The 16,818-nt window shown below is 58.1% G+C and carries 20 protein-coding genes, 1 tRNA gene and 1 other RNA gene; all 22 read left to right on the top strand.

All coding sequences use genetic code 11. The features are described 5' to 3' along the window. Positions 1-2: 2 nt before the first annotated feature. The 22 genes from M0P56_RS01740 to M0P56_RS01845 all read left to right on the top strand — a co-directional run bounded on the left by M0P56_RS01740 (position 3) and on the right by M0P56_RS01845 (position 16,815). Complete coding sequence (locus tag M0P56_RS01740; RefSeq protein WP_291508328.1) at positions 3-464, top strand: YceD family protein; 462 nt, start codon at positions 3-5, stop codon at positions 462-464. A 40-nt stretch (positions 465-504) separates the two neighbouring features. Next, on the top strand, positions 505-690 hold the full coding sequence (gene rpmF / locus M0P56_RS01745) for a 50S ribosomal protein L32 (RefSeq protein WP_291508329.1): 186 nt from the start codon (positions 505-507) through the stop codon (positions 688-690). Between the two features lie 37 nt (positions 691-727). After that, on the top strand, positions 728-1,753 hold the full coding sequence (gene plsX / locus M0P56_RS01750; protein WP_291508330.1) for a phosphate acyltransferase PlsX: 1,026 nt from the start codon (positions 728-730) through the stop codon (positions 1,751-1,753). Next, a complete protein-coding gene (locus tag M0P56_RS01755) occupies positions 1,750-2,694 on the top strand; it encodes a beta-ketoacyl-ACP synthase III (RefSeq protein WP_291508331.1) in 945 nt (314 codons plus the stop codon). Before plsX ends, M0P56_RS01755 begins: the two co-directional genes overlap by 4 nt. A 38-nt stretch (positions 2,695-2,732) precedes the next feature. Then, the gene (gene fabD / locus M0P56_RS01760; RefSeq protein WP_291508332.1) at positions 2,733-3,668 is read left to right on the top strand and encodes an ACP S-malonyltransferase; all 936 of its coding nucleotides are present in this window, start codon (positions 2,733-2,735) and stop codon (positions 3,666-3,668) included. After that, complete coding sequence (fabG, locus tag M0P56_RS01765; RefSeq protein ID WP_291508333.1) at positions 3,668-4,417, top strand: 3-oxoacyl-ACP reductase FabG; 750 nt, start codon at positions 3,668-3,670, stop codon at positions 4,415-4,417. Before fabD ends, fabG begins: the two co-directional genes overlap by 1 nt. A gap of 85 nt (positions 4,418-4,502) precedes the next feature. Next, on the top strand, positions 4,503-4,751 hold the full coding sequence (gene acpP, locus M0P56_RS01770) for an acyl carrier protein (RefSeq protein WP_291508334.1): 249 nt from the start codon (positions 4,503-4,505) through the stop codon (positions 4,749-4,751). A 35-nt stretch (positions 4,752-4,786) separates the two neighbouring features. Continuing rightward, entirely contained in the window at positions 4,787-6,028 is a 1,242-nt protein-coding gene (gene fabF, locus M0P56_RS01775) for a beta-ketoacyl-ACP synthase II (protein WP_291508335.1), read from the top strand. Positions 6,029-6,036: 8 nt separating this feature from the next. After that, positions 6,037-6,891, top strand: coding sequence for an aminodeoxychorismate lyase (gene pabC / locus M0P56_RS01780; protein ID WP_291508336.1), 855 nt, complete (start codon positions 6,037-6,039; stop codon positions 6,889-6,891). Beyond that, the gene (gene mltG / locus M0P56_RS01785) at positions 6,888-7,901 is read left to right on the top strand and encodes an endolytic transglycosylase MltG (RefSeq protein ID WP_291508337.1); all 1,014 of its coding nucleotides are present in this window, start codon (positions 6,888-6,890) and stop codon (positions 7,899-7,901) included. Before pabC ends, mltG begins: the two co-directional genes overlap by 4 nt. Continuing rightward, positions 7,898-8,548, top strand: coding sequence for a dTMP kinase (gene tmk, locus M0P56_RS01790; protein WP_291508338.1), 651 nt, complete (start codon positions 7,898-7,900; stop codon positions 8,546-8,548). The genes mltG and tmk overlap by 4 nt, the downstream gene beginning before the upstream one ends. Continuing rightward, positions 8,545-9,549 carry a DNA polymerase III subunit delta' C-terminal domain-containing protein gene (locus M0P56_RS01795; protein ID WP_291508339.1) on the top strand — a complete coding sequence of 335 codons (1,005 nt, stop codon included), beginning with the start codon at positions 8,545-8,547 and terminating at the stop codon, positions 9,547-9,549. Before tmk ends, M0P56_RS01795 begins: the two co-directional genes overlap by 4 nt. Further along, the gene (locus M0P56_RS01800) at positions 9,533-9,889 is read left to right on the top strand and encodes a PilZ domain-containing protein (RefSeq protein ID WP_291508340.1); all 357 of its coding nucleotides are present in this window, start codon (positions 9,533-9,535) and stop codon (positions 9,887-9,889) included. The genes M0P56_RS01795 and M0P56_RS01800 overlap by 17 nt, the downstream gene beginning before the upstream one ends. A gap of 75 nt (positions 9,890-9,964) precedes the next feature. Next, positions 9,965-10,055 (top strand) — tRNA-Ser (locus M0P56_RS01805). A gap of 47 nt (positions 10,056-10,102) precedes the next feature. Next, positions 10,103-10,199: signal recognition particle sRNA small type (gene ffs, locus M0P56_RS01810), an RNA gene on the top strand. Positions 10,200-10,225: 26 nt separating this feature from the next. After that, the gene (dnaX, locus tag M0P56_RS01815; protein WP_291508341.1) at positions 10,226-11,938 is read left to right on the top strand and encodes a DNA polymerase III subunit gamma/tau; all 1,713 of its coding nucleotides are present in this window, start codon (positions 10,226-10,228) and stop codon (positions 11,936-11,938) included. A 25-nt stretch (positions 11,939-11,963) separates the two neighbouring features. After that, complete coding sequence (locus M0P56_RS01820; RefSeq protein WP_291508342.1) at positions 11,964-12,287, top strand: YbaB/EbfC family nucleoid-associated protein; 324 nt, start codon at positions 11,964-11,966, stop codon at positions 12,285-12,287. A 6-nt stretch (positions 12,288-12,293) separates the two neighbouring features. Then, positions 12,294-12,893: a recombination mediator RecR gene (gene recR / locus M0P56_RS01825; RefSeq protein ID WP_291508343.1), complete on the top strand. Its 600-nt coding sequence runs from the start codon at positions 12,294-12,296 to the stop codon at positions 12,891-12,893. A gap of 59 nt (positions 12,894-12,952) precedes the next feature. Next, a complete protein-coding gene (locus M0P56_RS01830; protein WP_291508344.1) occupies positions 12,953-14,170 on the top strand; it encodes an ammonium transporter in 1,218 nt (405 codons plus the stop codon). A gap of 2 nt (positions 14,171-14,172) precedes the next feature. Further along, positions 14,173-15,024, top strand: a complete 852-nt coding sequence (locus M0P56_RS01835; protein WP_291508345.1) for an NAD(P)H-hydrate dehydratase — start codon at positions 14,173-14,175, stop codon at positions 15,022-15,024. Next, positions 15,011-16,360, top strand: coding sequence for an adenosylmethionine--8-amino-7-oxononanoate transaminase (bioA, locus tag M0P56_RS01840; RefSeq protein WP_291508346.1), 1,350 nt, complete (start codon positions 15,011-15,013; stop codon positions 16,358-16,360). The genes M0P56_RS01835 and bioA overlap by 14 nt, the downstream gene beginning before the upstream one ends. Continuing rightward, on the top strand, positions 16,360-16,815 hold the full coding sequence (locus tag M0P56_RS01845; RefSeq protein WP_291508347.1) for a CBS domain-containing protein: 456 nt from the start codon (positions 16,360-16,362) through the stop codon (positions 16,813-16,815). Before bioA ends, M0P56_RS01845 begins: the two co-directional genes overlap by 1 nt. The last annotated feature ends 3 nt before the right edge of the window (positions 16,816-16,818 follow it).

Consider the following 16,818-nt stretch of genomic DNA (forward strand, 5'->3'; position numbering starts at 1 on the left):
TTATGTTTTCCGCCAAAGCGTCCAGCCTGCCACTTGCCCGGGTGTCTGTCCATGGTGACAGGCTGGAGGGTGTCATTGATCCGCATTCGTGGTCGCGCTTAGGTGAGGCGCTGGTCAGCGTACAGACGGTGAGTGTATACCTTGATCTGATTCGCAGGGGGCAGGTGATTGCTGCCGATGGCCGTATAGAGGTGCTTGGAGAGATTCGCTGCGAACGCTGTATGGGCGCTATGCCGTTACAGCTTTCGGTGACCGTGCACAGCGGGTTAGTAGAACAGGAACCCACGGTGACCGCGCTGGATCCTGAGTTGGAGGTGGTTCTTGCCGAAAATGGCGTTGTCGCTCAGCAAAGTTGGCTAGAGGATGAAGTGCTACTGGCCCTCCCCATGATTCCTCGCTGTGCGGAGTGGAGGTCAGGCGTATGTCCGGTTTCGGGGCTTGAACCGTTAACAGTTGGTAAATGAAGTGCAGTACATCTTGATACAGATTGGGAGAAAGTGAGTCATGGCCGTTCCACAAAGTAAAACTTCCCGTTCACGTCGCGATATGCGACGCGCCCACGATTTTTTGGTAACAGTAAACCGTTCCGTATGTGACCATTGCGGTGCAGCCAAACTGCCCCATCATGTGTGCCCGGAATGTGGTTTCTATAAAGGTCGCGAGATCGTGAAGAAGGCGGTCGAAGCCTGACCACGCCATTGCATCAGAGCGTTCTGGGGGCTTCGCGATGCCGCATATTGCGGTAGATGCCATGAGTGGTGATTCCGGGCCGTCGACGGTGGTTCTCGCCATCCGTGATCTGCTCAGGGATTACCCTGATGTCATTTTTCACATGGTCGGCGACACGAATATCCTCCAGGCGGAGCTTGCGCGGTCACACCTGCAAGGCTCGGCGCAGATTGTTGTACATCACGCCAGTCAGGTGGTGGCGATGGACGAGGCACCATCACAGGCCTTACGCGGCAAACGGGACTCGTCTATGCATGTCGCCATCAGCCTGTTGCGGGAAGGACATGTCGATGCGGTGGTCAGTGCGGGTAACACCGGTGCGCTGATGGCGCTTGGTAAAGTGTTTCTTCGCACCATTCCCGGCATAGACCGACCGGCTATTGCCGCTTTTCTGCCGACGACGACAGGACGTTTGCTCGCCCTGGATTTGGGTGCCAATGTCGATTGTCATCCGGAACATCTCCTGCAGTTCGCAGTCATGGGCTCGATACTCGCTGAGCGCGTCATGGGCCTTGCCAAGCCGCGGGTGGGTTTGCTCAATATCGGCTCTGAAGATATCAAGGGCAATGAGCAGGTCAAAGAAGCCGCATTGCTCCTGCGCGCTGCCAAGCTGAATTTTATTGGTAATGTGGAAGGTTCCGATATTTATCGGGGCGTTGCTGATGTGGTGGTTTGTGACGGCTTTGTGGGTAATGTCGCGCTCAAGACCTCTGAAGGACTGGCGGGGATGATTAGCCAGGAACTGCGTGCCAGCTATACTCATGGTTGGTATGGGCGTATTGCGTATTTGGTCAATCGTCCGATCTTGCAACGTTTGCGGCGTCGCCTCGACTCTCGCCAGTACAATGGTGCCACCCTATTGGGGCTGAATGGCATTGTCATCAAAAGTCATGGCAACGCCGACCGCTTTGCCTTTGCCTGTGCCGTGGAGGTGGCTATTGCTGAAGCCAGGCATCGCCTGACCCTGCATATTGCCGAGGTGATTCAGGAAAATCTCGCTTCAACGGTGCGAAACAGCGCGTGAAACCCATATTTAGCCGTATTGTCGCCACTGGTGGCTATCTGCCAGATCGTATCCTCAGCAATCATGACCTGGAACAGATGGTGGATACCAGTGATGCCTGGATCTTTGCGCGCACCGGCATCCGCTCCCGGCATATCGCCGCTCCCGACGAGAAAACAGTAGACATGGCGGAAGTGGCCGCACGCCAGGCGCTGGCGGATGCGGATCTCCGGGCGGAGGATTTGGACCTTATTATTGTCGCGACAACCACTCCGGACCAGATATTCCCCAGCACCGCCTGTCTGCTGCAGGCCCGCTTGCGAAACCATGGTGCGCCTGCCTTTGATATTCAGGCGGTTTGTACCGGCTTTATCTATGCGCTGGCGACCGCCGATCGTTTTATCAGGAGCGGCGGGGCGCGGCACGCGTTAGTTGTCGGCGTGGAGAGTATGTCCCGCATCGTCGACTGGACAGATCGTGGCACCTGTATTCTTTTTGGTGACGGTGCCGGTGCTGTAATCCTCAGTTCCAGCGACGAGCCCGGTATCATCTCCACGCACATTCATGCTGACGGCGCCTATGCCGATTTGCTACAGGTGCCGGGTGGCGAGACACGGATGACCATGCAGGGAAACGCGGTGTTTCGCATGGCCGTGCGTACCCTGGGTGAGATTGTACAGGAAACACTCGCAGCAAATGCCCTGACACCAGAGGACATCGACTGGCTGGTGCCACACCAAGCCAATATCCGAATTATCCAGGCGACGGCCGATAAGTTAGGCCTGCCTATGGAGCGGGTCGTGACGACTGTGGAGCATCATGGTAATACTTCCGCAGCGTCGGTACCTTTAGCGCTGGATGAAGCAGCCCGACGTCGTTGTTTCCAGCCGGGGCAGCGTCTCCTGCTGGAGGCCTTCGGGGGGGGGTTCACTTGGGGATCTGCCCTCCTGCGTTGGGGCTGAACGCCCTGTATACCAATTTGTACTGAGAGGAGGTTCGCTTGCACGGCTCTATCGCCTTTGTTTTCCCCGGTCAGGGTTCGCAATCCTTGCACATGTTGGCTGAATTGGCCACCAGTCATCCGTCGGTCAAGACGGTTTTTGCAGAAGCTTCGGCCCAGTTGGGCGAGGACCTATGGTCGCTTACTCAGGATGGCCCTGTCGAAAAACTGAATCAGACGCGCTGGACGCAGCCGGTGATGCTGGCTGCGGGGTACGCCGTTTATCGAGTCTGGGAAGAAGAGGGGGGGGGCTTCCCCGACTTTGTCGCCGGACACTCTCTGGGTGAATACACGGCCTTGGTGGTCGCAGATGCGATGGACTTCCCGGATGCAGTACGTTTGGTCGCTGAACGCGGTCGTCTGATGCAGGAAGCGGTGCCGGAAGGTATGGGTGCCATGGCTGCCATCATTGGTCTCGGCGATGATGAGGTGAAACAACTTTGCGCTCAGGAAGCACGAGGTGAAGTGCTCGCAGCGGCTAATTTTAATGCGCCAGGACAGGTGGTGGCCGCAGGTAATCAGGCCGCCATTGAACGCCTGGTGGAGTCGGCGCGTGCAGCAGGCGCGAAGCGCGTTGTCGCGCTTCCGGTCAGTGTGCCCAGTCATTGTAGTCTGATGATGCTGGCTGCCGAACGTTTTCAGAGCACTCTGGAATCGGTGCAGTTCCGCAGCCCTAAGACGATGGTGGTGCATAACGCCGATGTGCAAAGCCACAACACGCCTGAGGCCATTCGCGCGGCCCTTGCTAAGCAGTTGTATTCGCCGGTACGCTGGACAGACACGATTCGTCATCTTGCCCGACAAGGGGCTATGACCTTCGTAGAAATGGGGCCAGGTCGCGTGCTGTCGGGTTTGGGGAAGCGTATTGAGCCTGATCTGACCATGCTCCACATTGAAGATGGCAAAAGCCTCAAGGCCACCCTGGAGGTGATTTAATGGCGGGATTTTTTGAAGGCCAGTTGGCCCTGATCACCGGCGGCAGTCGCGGCATCGGGCAGGAGATCGCTCGCGTGCTGGGTAGGCAGGGCGCACGGATCGTCGCCACGGCAACCACGCCTGCTGGTGCAGAACGGATCAGTGCAGATCTGGCAGCGCATGGTATTCGCGGCGCGGGGGTGACACTGGATGTCACCGATGATGCGGCCATGTCCGCGGTGCTCGAGCAGATACAGGCATCCCACGGCGCGCCGACCATATTGGTAAACAGCGCGGGCATCACCCGCGACCAATTGCTGCTGAGGATGAAGGATGACGATTGGGATGCCGTCATGGCGACCAATTTGCGCGCGGTATATCGCTTGAGCAAGCTGTGCGTGCGCGATATGCTCAAAGCGCGTTTCGGCCGTATTATTAACATTACGTCTGTAGTGGGTGCCATGGGTAACGCCGGACAGACCAATTATGCGGCGGCCAAGGCGGGTGTGGCAGGTTTTACCCGCGCTATGGCCCGGGAAGTGGCGGCGCGGCAGGTGACGGTCAATTGTGTGGCTCCTGGCTTCATCAGTACGGACATGACCGAGGGACTGAATGACGCGCACCGTGATGCCCTAATGCAGCAGATTCCCGCGGGGAGGCTGGGTGTGGTGGCTGATGTGGCCGCCGCAGTTGCTTACTTGGCGAGTCCAGATGCGGGTTATGTAACCGGACAGATTCTGCATGTCAATGGTGGCATGTGGATGGGGTAACGCATTCGTGGCTTTACAGGACTGTACGCCCTGTGGTCCAATCTCGCCGGCAATAATTTTTTTACCAACAGAGGAGCTTCTCCTAATGGACAATGTGGCAGAACGTGTAAAGAAGGTCGTAGTGGAGCAGTTAGGTGTCAACGAAGATGAAGTGACCAATGAAGCCTCTTTTGTCGATGACCTGGGTGCTGACTCGCTGGATACTGTGGAACTGGTGATGGCGCTGGAAGAAGAATTTGATTGCGAAATCCCCGATGAAGAAGCGGAGAAAATTGCGACTGTGCAACAGGCCATTGACTACGTGTCTGCGCATATGTCAGCCAAGGATGCCTGAGCATTTCCTAACAGAGTCATGAGGAGAGCAGGCGTTTGAAAAGGCGTGTAGTGATTACAGGGCTGGGAATTGTGTCGCCCGTTGGTGTGGGTATACCGGCAGCGTGGGACTCTATCAGCCGCGGACGTAGCGGTATCGGTCGGGTAACCCGCATTGATCCAGCCTTATATAGCTCCCAGATTGCGGGAGAGGTACGTGGCTTTGATATTGGTCAGTACATCTCTGCCAAGGAAGCTCGTAAGATGGATTTATTCATCCATTACGGCCTTGTTGCAGCAATGGAAGCGATTGCGGATTCCGGATTGCAGATCAGTGCAGACATTGCGGATCGGGTGGGAGTATCCATTGGCAGCGGCATTGGCGGCTTGCCGGGTATTGAATCCGAACATCAGATTTTCACCGAGAGTGGCCCGCGCCGGATCTCACCCTTTTTTATTCCGCGTTGTATCGTCAATATGGTGTCCGGCCATGTTTCTATCATGTATGGTGCCAAGGGACCGAATATCGCCATGGCGACGGCCTGTTCTACCGGTACGCACTCCATCGGCGATGCGGCTCGACTTATCGAGTATGGTGACGCCGATGTCATGATTGCCGGTGGTGCCGAGGCGGCTATCAGTCCCTTGGGGCTGGGCGGGTTCTCTGCAGCGCGGGCGCTTTCTACCCGTAATGATGATCCCGAAAAGGCCAGTCGTCCTTGGGATAAAGATCGGGACGGTTTTGTGCTGGGTGAAGGTGCGGGCATCCTCGTTCTGGAGGAATATGAGTTTGCGCGGCGCCGCGGCGCACGTATCTATGCGGAGTTGTCCGGTTACGGCATGAGCTCCGATGCTTACCATATGACACAGCCTGCTCCTGCAGGGGAAGGCGCCGCCCGCTGTATGCAAGCCGCTTTGCGTAACGCGGCGGTGAGTCCGGAAATGGTGGGGTACATCAACGCGCATGGAACGTCGACCCCGCTTGGGGACCGTTCGGAAACCGACGCAGTGCATACGGTCTTCGGCGACCATGCACGGCGATTGGCCATGAGCTCGACCAAGTCCATGACGGGCCATCTTCTGGGCGCCGCAGGGGGAGTCGAAGCCATTTTTACGACGCTAGCGCTCTATCATGGCATTCTGCCACCCACCATCAATCTGGATCAGCCTGACGAGGGTTGTGACCTGGATTATGTGGCCCGTAAGGCGCGAAAAGCTGTTGTGGAAGTTGCGTTAAGCAATTCCTTCGGATTTGGCGGTACCAACAGTTCTCTGGTTTTCCGCCGTTTTAGCGACTGATTCGCTCCGTGGAAGTGATTGCCGCCACGGTGGATGGAAATCACTTCGTGGCAGGGGAATGCGGCGCTGCCTTAGACCGCGCATTGCATTACGGGGATGGGCTTTTTGAAACCATCGCGGTAATAAAGGGCATCCCCCTGTTCTGGGATGCCCATCTGGCGCGTCTCAGGCGTGGCGCGGCCATTCTGAATATCCCGATGCCTCCCCCAAGCCGCTGGTACGATGATTTGCAGCATCTAGTGAATGGTGTTCAGGCACGTCCACGCCTCTTCGTCAAGCTAGTCCTCAGTCGGGGCGAGGGTTGGGGGTATGGCAGTCCCGGTGCCGGTCCCGCGCGACGCTATCTGTGGTTATCCCAATGGCCGGAGCGTGATCCGCACTATTGGGAACCCGGTATTTCCGCCACGATCTGTCCGATCGCGTTGTTAACGGGTGCGCCTTATCTCGGGGTCAAATCGCTCAATCGCCTGAATCAGGTTGTGGCTCGTGATGCCCTGGCTCCGGAATATGCAGAAGGGGCCATGTTGGACCAATCAGGGGTGCTGCGCGAAGGGGTCATGTCTAATCTGTTTTGGGTAAAAGCCGGTATTGTCTATACCCCCGAGCTGGCAGACGGGGGCATCGCTGGCATTCAGCGGGGCGCCATTCTGGAGTGGCTGCGCACGCGTGGCGTGCCGACCGTGCTGGGTCGCTATCCGGCCGCGGCACTTCAGGAGGCCGATGAAATATTTTTCAGCAATAGTCTGATTGGCATCTGGCCTGTACGCCACTTCGCGGAACGCTCGTTACCCGGACATGATGGACCGATAGCATCCGCTTTGCTCGCATGGTGCATGAATATGGGATTGGGGCCGCAATCATGACCAGCAAACGCCGTGCCGCCCTATTCGTTCTGTTGATTGCGTTATTCCCTTTTGGATTTTACGGCATCAGCATGTATTGGCCGGAAACTTTGCCAGCGAAGGGGGTGACGGTCCCCATTCCTTTGGGCGCCAGTGACGCGCAAAGTATCGCTAGTCTGGCGCGTTCCGGTGTATTGCAGCATCCGCGACTATTTCATCTGGCTTGGGCTTTGGCCGGGCATCCGCCCATACAGGCCGGGCTGTATGAGTTTCAGGGACGTATTAACCAGGCGCAGGTACTCCATCGGTTAATTGCTGGACAATCCACACCACTTAATCTGCTGATTGTGCCCGGCTGGCGTTTGCAGCATATCTATCAGGAAATACACGATAAGGCCCCTTATCTTGGCCAGCAGAACCTGCCGCAGGGTGAGACAGCGGCACGTCGACTCACACAGCAGGGTGTCGGCGCGCAAGGAAGTGCGGAGGGCTGGCTTTTTCCCGACAGTTACCGTTACGTTCCGGGTACCAGCGCGCTGAGTGTGTTGCGACGTGCCTATGTGCGCATGCAGAGGGAATTACAGTCCTTGTGGGCCGGACGTGCTCCTGGATTGCCGCTGGCTGATCCCTACCAGGCCCTGATTCTCGCTTCTATCGTACAAAAGGAAGGGGCGCCGCCCGCAGAGCAGGCGCATATTGCCGCCGTGTTTCTCAATCGCTTGCGACAGGGGATGCCTTTGCAGTCCGATCCCACCGTGATTTACGCGTTGGGCGAGCGCTATACTGGGCTGCTGACGTCTCAGGAGATGCATGTGGAGAGCCCCTATAACACCTACTTGCACACCGGGTTGCCGCCTACTCCCATCGCGATGCCGGGACTGAGTAGTCTGATGGCCGTCCTGCATCCTGCGGACAGTGCCGATCTCTATTTTATCGCCCAAGGTGATACATACCATTATTCAAAGAATTACAAGCGGCACCTTGAGCAGATACAGCGTTATCTTCAGCATGCTGGAGGAGCGGGTTTATGAACGCGAGGGTGGCATCACGGAAGGATGGATTTTTTCTCACCTTAGAGGGGATCGAGGGTGCAGGAAAGAGTTCAGCGGTGCCGGTGCTGGCGGAATATTGTCGTCAGCAGGGGTACGCGGTGGAAGTCACCCGGGAACCGGGCGGAGGTCCTCTCGGTGAGGCTTTGCGTGCGATTTTTCTGGATGATCGCCTGTGTCTGGATGCGGACGAGGAATTGCTTCTACTTTATGCCGGTCGTCGTGATCATTGGCAGACCCGTATCGCCCCCGCGCTGGCCGCCGGGAAAGTGGTCATCAGTGACCGCTATGAAGATTCCACCTATGCCTATCAGAGCGGCGGGCGGGGCGTTCCCCCTGAACATATCGCGGAATTGGCGCGCTGGGCGGGGATGACGCGTCGTCCAGACCTGACGTTGTGGTTTGACGTGCCGCCGGAATTGGGTGCGGCACGCATTCGCGCACGTCGACCAGATCGTTTGGAGCAAGAAGATCAAGCCTTCTTTGGCCGGGCGAGGGCGGTTTTTGCGGAACGTTGCGCGGCCGAACCAGAAAGAATCTTGCGCGTGGATGCGACCCAAACGCTGCCGGTGGTGCATGAAACTCTGCGGGCACAGTTGGCGCTGCGCCTTGCGGCCCATTGTTCATGAGTGCGTATCGTCCGCCGCCCGCTGAATGGCAGCCGATACATAGTCTGCTGCAAGCCGGCTTGCCCCAGGCGATGCTTGCTGTCGGCGAATCGGGGACGCTGGTCGGACCGTACTGCGATGATTTGCAGCAAGTGGCCTTGTGTTTTGCGCCATCAGCGCAGGGGCTGTCCTGTGGAACCTGCCGTTCCTGTCGGTTACTGGCAGAAGGTAATCATCCGGATCTGCTCGTTATTACGGCAGAAATGGGAAAACGTATTGCCATTGAGTCGGTGCGCTATGCCAATGACTTTCTCGCCTTCACCCCCCAGGTCAGCGTGCGTCGCTGGCTGCGCATCGAGCCGGCCGAAGCGATGACCGTGGCAGCCGCTAACGCCCTGCTCAAAACCCTGGAAGAACCTGCGGCGCGCGCGCACATTCTTTTGCTCAGTGAACGTCCGTCGCAGCTTCTCGCCACCATCCGGTCGCGTTTGCAAAAGTTGCCTTTTCCGGCACTGCGGCTCGGGCAGTGCGTGGTCTGGCTGGAAGGACAGGGCATACCTCCTGCGGAGGCGCTCCTGTTAAGCCGACAGTTTGCCAATCGGCCGCTGCGTGCCTGGCAGCTCTGGGAGTGCGGCTGGGTGACGCTGCGCAAAACCTGGATCGACACGTTATTGAACCTCCCCCGGCAAGGCTCTATTGCGGCTTTGCGTTTGGCCGATAACTGGGCTAAAGACACAGACTTGCTTCTGCTGCGCGAGTTAATGTTGAGCTTGTCGGCGGATTTGCTTCGTCTCCGTAGTCACCACCTGGACAGCATCGTACATTTGGACTATTTGCAGTCGTTAGAGGTCATGGCGCAATCTGCTCAGGAGACATCCCTCTGGGAGACGCTGGAGAGTTGGATCCGGCTGCCTGAGTCGCTCGTGCAGAATCGCAATGTAGGCATGATGCTGGAAACGTTATTGTTAAGTTGGGTAGGCATTTGGTCCGGCGAGAGGAGGGCGCATGGAATTACAAGCTGAGACCGGAGGTGCGGCAAAGGCGCTGTCCGTAGTGCTGCGGGACGCTACGGCGGTGCAGCGCTACTACATGCCCAGCATCAAAGGCGGCGGTGTGCTGGTGGAGACACCGAATCTTCTGCCCATTGGCACAGAGGTGCTGCTCATGATCAGTCTTCCCGACAGCCAGCCACGTGCACCCATAATGGGGAAGGTGGTGTGGGTGACACCGCCGGATAACCGCGAGGGCCGACCGCCAGCCATTGGTGTTCAGTTCGTAAATGATCGCTCTGGTGTCCTGATTCGTATTCAAAACGCGCTGTCTGGTCTGCCCAGGAACGACGGCGAGGTGCTGAGTTTTTAAGGTACATTGTTTTGGCCCGCTCCGTGCTGAGTCATTGCTCTATCACCGGTGTCTGGGTTACACTCCGTCCCCTCAGGAGAGGTGACCGAGCGGCCGAAGGTGCAGCACTGGAAATGCTGTGTACTCCAAAAGGGTACCGTGGGTTCGAATCCCACCCTCTCCGCCAATCACCGTCCATCAGCGGACAGTCTCAGGTTTTTCTATGGCGACAAAGATCGGTCCCCTCGCAGTGGTAGCTGGTGAACCCCGTCAGGCCCGGAAGGGAGCAGCGGCAGCCGGTGATCCAGGTGCCGGGGTGTGGCTGGTTGGCGTCGCCACCCTATATTTCGAGTCCGCATGAGCGCCTACCTCGCGCTTGCCCGCCGCTGGCGGCCACAACACTTTGACGACTTTGTAGGACAAGAGGCTGTGGTCGCTGCCTTGCGCCACGCCCTCGATTCCGGTCGCATTCATCATGCTTTTCTGTTCACCGGGACGCGAGGTGTCGGTAAAACAACCTTGGCGCGGTTGCTGGCCAAGTGTCTGAACTGTGAACGTGGCGTTAGCAGCAATCCTTGCGGAGAGTGTAGTGCCTGTCGCGGTATCGCCGCCGGAAATTTTGTTGATCTGCTGGAAGTGGACGCGGCGAGCCGCACCCGGGTGGATGAAACCCGTGACCTGTTGGACAACGTGCAGTACGCGCCTACGGTGGGTCGATACAAGGTGTACCTTATCGACGAGGTACACATGTTGTCCACGCACAGCTTCAATGCGCTGCTGAAAACCCTTGAAGAACCGCCGGAGCATGTCAAGTTTCTGTTGGCGACCACGGATCCGCAGAAACTGCCGGTAACCGTGCTCTCTCGCTGTCTGCAGTTTAATTTGCGGAGGTTGGATATTCCGCAAATTCAGGGACGATTGCAGCAGATCATGGCGGCCGAACAGCTAGCTGCCGAGGATGCCGCGCTGCAGGTATTGTCCCGCGCTGCGGATGGGAGCCTGCGCGATGCCCTGAGTTTGTTGGATCAGGCTATTGTTCATGGTGGGGGCGAGGTTCTGCGTGACGGCGTGCTCGCGATGCTGGGACGCAGCAGTGACGATGCGGTGCTGGGTTTGGTCGAAGCATTGGTGGACCGGGATGCTGCGCAGGTATTTGCCATACTGGATGATCATCTGGCGCGGGGTATAGATGGCGCCGGCCTGCTTGATTTGGTCATAGAGGGCGTGCACCGCCTCAGTGTGGCACAATTCCTTCCGACTGATCCGGAGAGGGATGGTGCGGAGGTGATTGTGCGCCTGCGCGAGCGGATCAGCCCGCTTACCCTGCAGTCCTGGTATTTTTTGCTCCTCTCGGCACGACGTGACTTTGCGCTTTATCCAGACCATCGGATGGCACTGGAAATGGCTTTTCTGCGGGTGTTGAGTTTTTCCGGCCCAGCAGCGCCAGGCTTGCCGCCCGCGGCCCTGCCGAGCGAGGACAATCGGTATCTAGTCGAATCATCACCCCGGACGCGCGAGTGCGCTATGCCCGAGGTGACTTCGCCGGTATCGCACCGTTCAACGCCCCTGTTATCCACCCGTTCGCGGGACGAAGTCCGGGAACCGCCGTTGAAGATGACCACTGCCCTGCCGGAGCGGCCGGCCGGCGCCGCACTTTCGACGAACTGGCGCGACGTGGTGGAGGCGCTGGCAGTGTCGCCCATAATTGCTGAGTATCTGCGCTATGGACAAGCTTTGCGCTGCGATTCAGAGGTTGTGGAATTGGCCGTGGAGCCCAACTATTTGCCGTTCCTCGTCAAGGCCGAGGCCCGCAGGGCATTACATCAGGCGCTTACTGCGTATTTTGGCCGGGAGCCGCGTCTGAACATCGTACCCCTTACCCAAGAGGCCGGAGTGGGGAGCCTGGTGCAGGAAGAGAAAGCGCGCGCGGCATCCCGGCAGGCTGAGGCGGAGGCACGCGTCGCCGCGGATCCACACATGGGCGCATTCCTGGAGGTTTTGGATGCCCGTGTGGAATCCATTGAAATTATGGCGCCCGCCGCAAAGGGCGGTGCCGTCAACTCACAGTGAAAAGTAAACAGGGAGGTAATGAAAGATGAAGGGCGGACTGGGAAATATCATGAAGCAGGCGCAGCAGCTCCAGGAGCGGTTGCAAAAGACGCAGGAAGAGCTTGCGCAGGTAGAGGTGCAGGGCCATGCGGGCGGCAATCTGGTGGAAGTCACTATGACCTGCCGACATGACGTACGGCGGGTTCGCATTGATCCCTCTCTGCTTGCCGATGGCGACCAGGAAATGCTCGAGGATCTCCTGGCCGCAGCGATTAACGACGCCGTGCGCAATGCCGAGAAGGTCAGCGCGGAGCGGATGTCGGAAGTGACGGGTGGCATGAATATTCCGGGCATGAGCTTGCCTTTCTAGGCACTTATGGCGGACGTTCCGACTATGGATGCCTTGGCGGCATTGCTCCGCCGCCTGCCGGGTATTGGCCCGCGTTCAGCGCAACGGATCAGCTATGAGTTGCTGGTGCGCAAGCGCGATCTCATGCCGCAATTGGCCGTGGCCCTACAACAGGCCCATGCAATGGTCCGTTTTTGTAAGCGCTGCAATAATCTGAGCGAAGCGCCATTATGTGCGGTCTGTCGTTCCGAACACCGGGACCGTTCCATTTTGTGTGTCGTGGAATCGCCTGCTGATCTCCGCGCTATCGAAGATACGGGTGTGTTCGTTGGCGAGTTCTTTGTGTTGATGGGGCATTTGTCGCCCTTGGATGGCATCGGACCCGAAGCCCTGCATATTGATCGCTTCAGTGCGCGTTTGGGTGAAGCGGACTTGCGGGAAGTGATTTTTGCGACCAATCCCACCCTGGAAGGGGAAGCAACGGCCCAGTTTCTCGCGGGGTTGGTTCCTGACAGTATCACGATCAGTCGTATTGCACGCGGGGTACCAGTGGGTGGCGAGTTGGAATATGTTGACCGTAGCACCCTCGGGCGTGCTTTGCATGGTCGCCGTTTGCTTGATGACTAAGCACTTACCTATTATTTCGTATATATAAAAGCAATTATATTTGAGAGGAAGCAGCGATCATGACAGCCACAGGATCCACGCCTCCAGGCGGGAATGTGTTTTTTTTGCTGATGGGCGCCATTCTGGTATTTGCCATGCACGGCGGATTCGCCTTTCTGGAACTGGGTACGGTACGCCGTCGCAGCCAGGTGAATGCGCTGGTGAAGATTCTCAGTGATTTTGGTATATCCACCATCGTTTATTTTTTTGTGGGTTATCATATCGCCTATGGCATCAGCTTTTTTAGTGATGTGAAGACCCTGACTGCGGGTAATCACGGTTTTGAGATGGTGCGTTTTTTTTTCCTGCTCACCTTCGCTGCCGCAGTGCCCGCCATTATTTCCGGTGGGATCGCCGAGCGGGCGCGGTTTTATCCGCAACTGCTGGCAACAGCCTGTCTGGTGGGGCTGGTTTATCCCTTTTACGAAGGCATCGTCTGGAATGATCATTATGGCATTCAGGCTTGGTTTGCCAGCGCTTTTGGCGCGTCTTTTCATGATTTCGCGGGCTCGGTGGTGGTACATGCCATGGGTGGGTGGATGGCGCTGATGGCGGTCTGGCTCCTGGGCCCACGCAAGGGGCGTTACGGAAAAGATGGTGCCGTGCATGCCATGCCGCCGTCCAATATCCCCTTTCTGGCGTTGGGTTCCTGGATTTTGATCATCGGCTGGTTTGGATTTAATGTGATGAGTGCGCAACAACTTACGGCTGTGCAAGGTCTGGTGGCACTCAATTCGCTTATGGCGCTGGTGGGCGGTATGCTGGCGGCACTGGCGGTAGGGAAGGGTGATCCGGGCTTTGTACACAATGGCGCTCTCGCGGGTCTGGTCGCGATTTGCGCCGGTTCCGATGTGGTGCAACCCATTGGTGCCTTGGCCATCGGCGTTATTGCCGGCATTATTTTTGTCTACCTCTTCACCTTCGTGCAGCATCGCCTGCGTTTGGATGATGTGCTGGGCGTCTGGCCGCTCCATGGTGTTTGCGGTGTGTGGGGTGGATTGGCCGTCGGTGTTTTCGGACATCGGTTCCTCGGTGGCGCCGGCGGGGTCAGTTTCTGGTCCCAATTGTTGGGCACCTCGCTGGGCGTATTGGTCGCCCTGGCGGGCAGCGCCATCGTCTACGGCAGCATCAAGTACTTTATCGGGATTCGTCTGGATCCCGAGGCGGAGTATGCGGGAGCGGATTTGAGCTTGCACCATGTCAGCGCGTACCCTGAAGAGGATATTGAGAGGGCGTGACCATGAATGAAGCCTTTGTTGCCCTGAACTGGCGGACAGTCCCGGCATTGCCGACGCGTAGCCCGCGGGCGCACAAAGGGAGCTTCGGGCATGTTTTCGCGGTAGGTGGAGGACCGGGCATGGGCGGAGCATTGGCCCTGGCCTGTGCCGCTGCCTATCGGGTGGGTGCCGGGCTGGTGACGGCCATCGGGCATCCCTCGGCCATCCCTTATTTGGCGGCACAGCTGCCAGAAGCTACCTGGCGGGACTGGCCTGCGCGTTTCGATAATTTGTCGGATCAAAGTGTCCTGGCCGTTGGCCCTGGTTTAGGTCAGGGGCTGGCCGCCCATGATCTTTTGCTGGAGATCGGTACGCTGTCCTGTCCCCAGATCTGGGACGCCGATGCCCTGAATATCCTGGCGCGCTTTGGTCCGGAACTGCTGGTCGCCGATGCGGTTCGTTTGTTTACCCCACATCCCGGGGAGGCAGCGCGCCTGTTAGGGGGGACGGTCGCCGCCGTGCAAGCCGATCGTGCCGCGGCCATCTGCCGCTTGCAGGCGCGCTATGGCGGACATTGGGTGCTCAAGGGGCACCATAGTTTGTTACTGGGTAGTAGCGGTCACTGGTTTTGCCCACTGGGCAATCCCGGTATGGCGACGGGCGGCAGCGGGGATGTGCTCACCGGAATACTCGCGGGCCTGCTCGCTCAAGATTTGGACCCAGATAAGGCCTTGTCTCTCGGCGTGTGTCTTCACGCCCGCGCAGGCGACCTCGCTGCCGCGCAGATGGGCGAAGCCAGCCTGTTGGCCAGGGATATCCTGGCGGCAGTACCCCGCGCATTACAGGAGTTAACGCGAAATCATGACGGAAGCTGACGTGTTGCGGGAATGGGATCGCCGTTATTTCTGGCATCCCTTCACCCAGATGCAGTGTTATGGCGACGATGATCCGTGGATCATCGAGCGTGCAGAAGGCAATTACGTGTACGATACCGAAGGCCATCGTTGTCTGGACGCCATTGCCAGCCTATGGTGCAATATCCACGGCCATCGCCATCCCCGACTGGACGCCGCTCTCGTCGAGCAGATTGGTAAAGTCGCGCACAGCACGGCGCTTGGCGCGAGCCATCCTCCGGCTATTCGCCTCGCCAGGGCACTGGTAGAAATTACTCCGGCCTCCCTGCAACACTGTTTTTTTTCGGAGGATGGGTCGGAAGCAGTGGAGGTGGCCATCAAAATGGCGGCCCAGTACTGGTGTAATCTGGGTCGTCCCGAAAAACGCCTCTTCCTGACTCTGGACAATGCTTATCATGGTGACACCGTGGGCGCTGTTTCGGTGGGCGGCTTCCCCTTGTTTCATGAGGTATATGGCCGTCTCCTCTTCCCGACTTTGCGCTTACCGAGCCCCTATGCATTGCAATGGGAAGACTGCGCGGGAGATCCGGAGCGGGCAACGGCCGCATGGCTGGCGGCGCTGGAATCGACGCTCCAGGATCAGGGCGGCGAGATTGCGGCCTTGATCCTAGAGGGCGGGGTGCAAGGTGCCGCAGGCATATTGCCTTTCCCTCCCGGCATTCTGGCGGGTGCGCAACGTCTGTGCCGGGCCTACGAGGTCTTGCTGATCATTGATGAGGTTGCGACCGGCTTTGGCCGCAGCGGCAAGCTTTTTTCTTGTGAGTGGGAGTCTGTCCAACCAGATTTGCTGGCCTTGGGTAAGGGGCTGAGCGGTGGTTACCTGCCGGTAGCTGCGACCCTCGCCGCAGAACACATATATGCTGCCTTCCTTGCACCTTTCGGGGAAGCGCGGCAGTTTTACTATGGGCATACCTACACCGCCAATCCTCTGGCCTGTGCGGTAGCGCTGGAGAACCTGGCCCTCTTTGCGGAAGGCGGTGTGTTGGCGGCTTTGCCCGGTAAAATCGCCCAGTTGCGGGTCGGGTTACAGCGTTTTCATGGCCAGCCGTGGGCAGGAGAGGTCCGCCAGTTCGGTTTGATGGCCGCCATTTCCTTGCGCGACCCGAGGACGAATGCCGCCTATCCCTACGGAGATCGCGTCGAATACGCCGTGTGCCGGCGGGCACGGGAAATGGGTGTTTACAGCCGCCCTCTCGGCGATCTCCTCACCATAATCCCCCCGCTGTCGGTGACAGCAGCGGAAATAGACACTATCCTCAACGTATTATATGACGCTATGGCGGAAGGACGATCTTGATGAAAACGGCCGAAGATATCATGACCCGCGAGGTCGTTACGGTGCTGGCTGACGACCCAGTCGACACCGTGGGGGATGTGCTCCTGAGTTCCGGCCATCATAGCCTGCCGGTGATAAATGGTGACGGTCATCTGATCGGGATGATCGGTGAACGGGATCTGATTGACGCCCACCGCAAGGTGCATCTGCCGACCATGCTCACTATTCTTGATGGTCTGATTCCTCTGGGTGGTATGCATGAATACGAAGAAGAACTGCGCAAAGTCACGGCGGTGACGGCCAGTCAGTTAGCCAACCCACACCTCATTACCGCAGCCCCCGATGAAGATACGGACGCGGTCGCCGAGAAACTCCTGCGGAAAGACGTGCATGCGGTGCCGGTGATCGACAGCCAGGGCCAGCTCTTGGGTATCGTCAGCCGTTCGGACATTCTCCAGCATCTGCTGAAGCCCTGAACC

Source organism: Acidithiobacillus sp. (assembly GCF_023229925.1).
In the GTDB taxonomy this organism is placed as follows: domain Bacteria; phylum Pseudomonadota; class Gammaproteobacteria; order Acidithiobacillales; family Acidithiobacillaceae; genus Acidithiobacillus.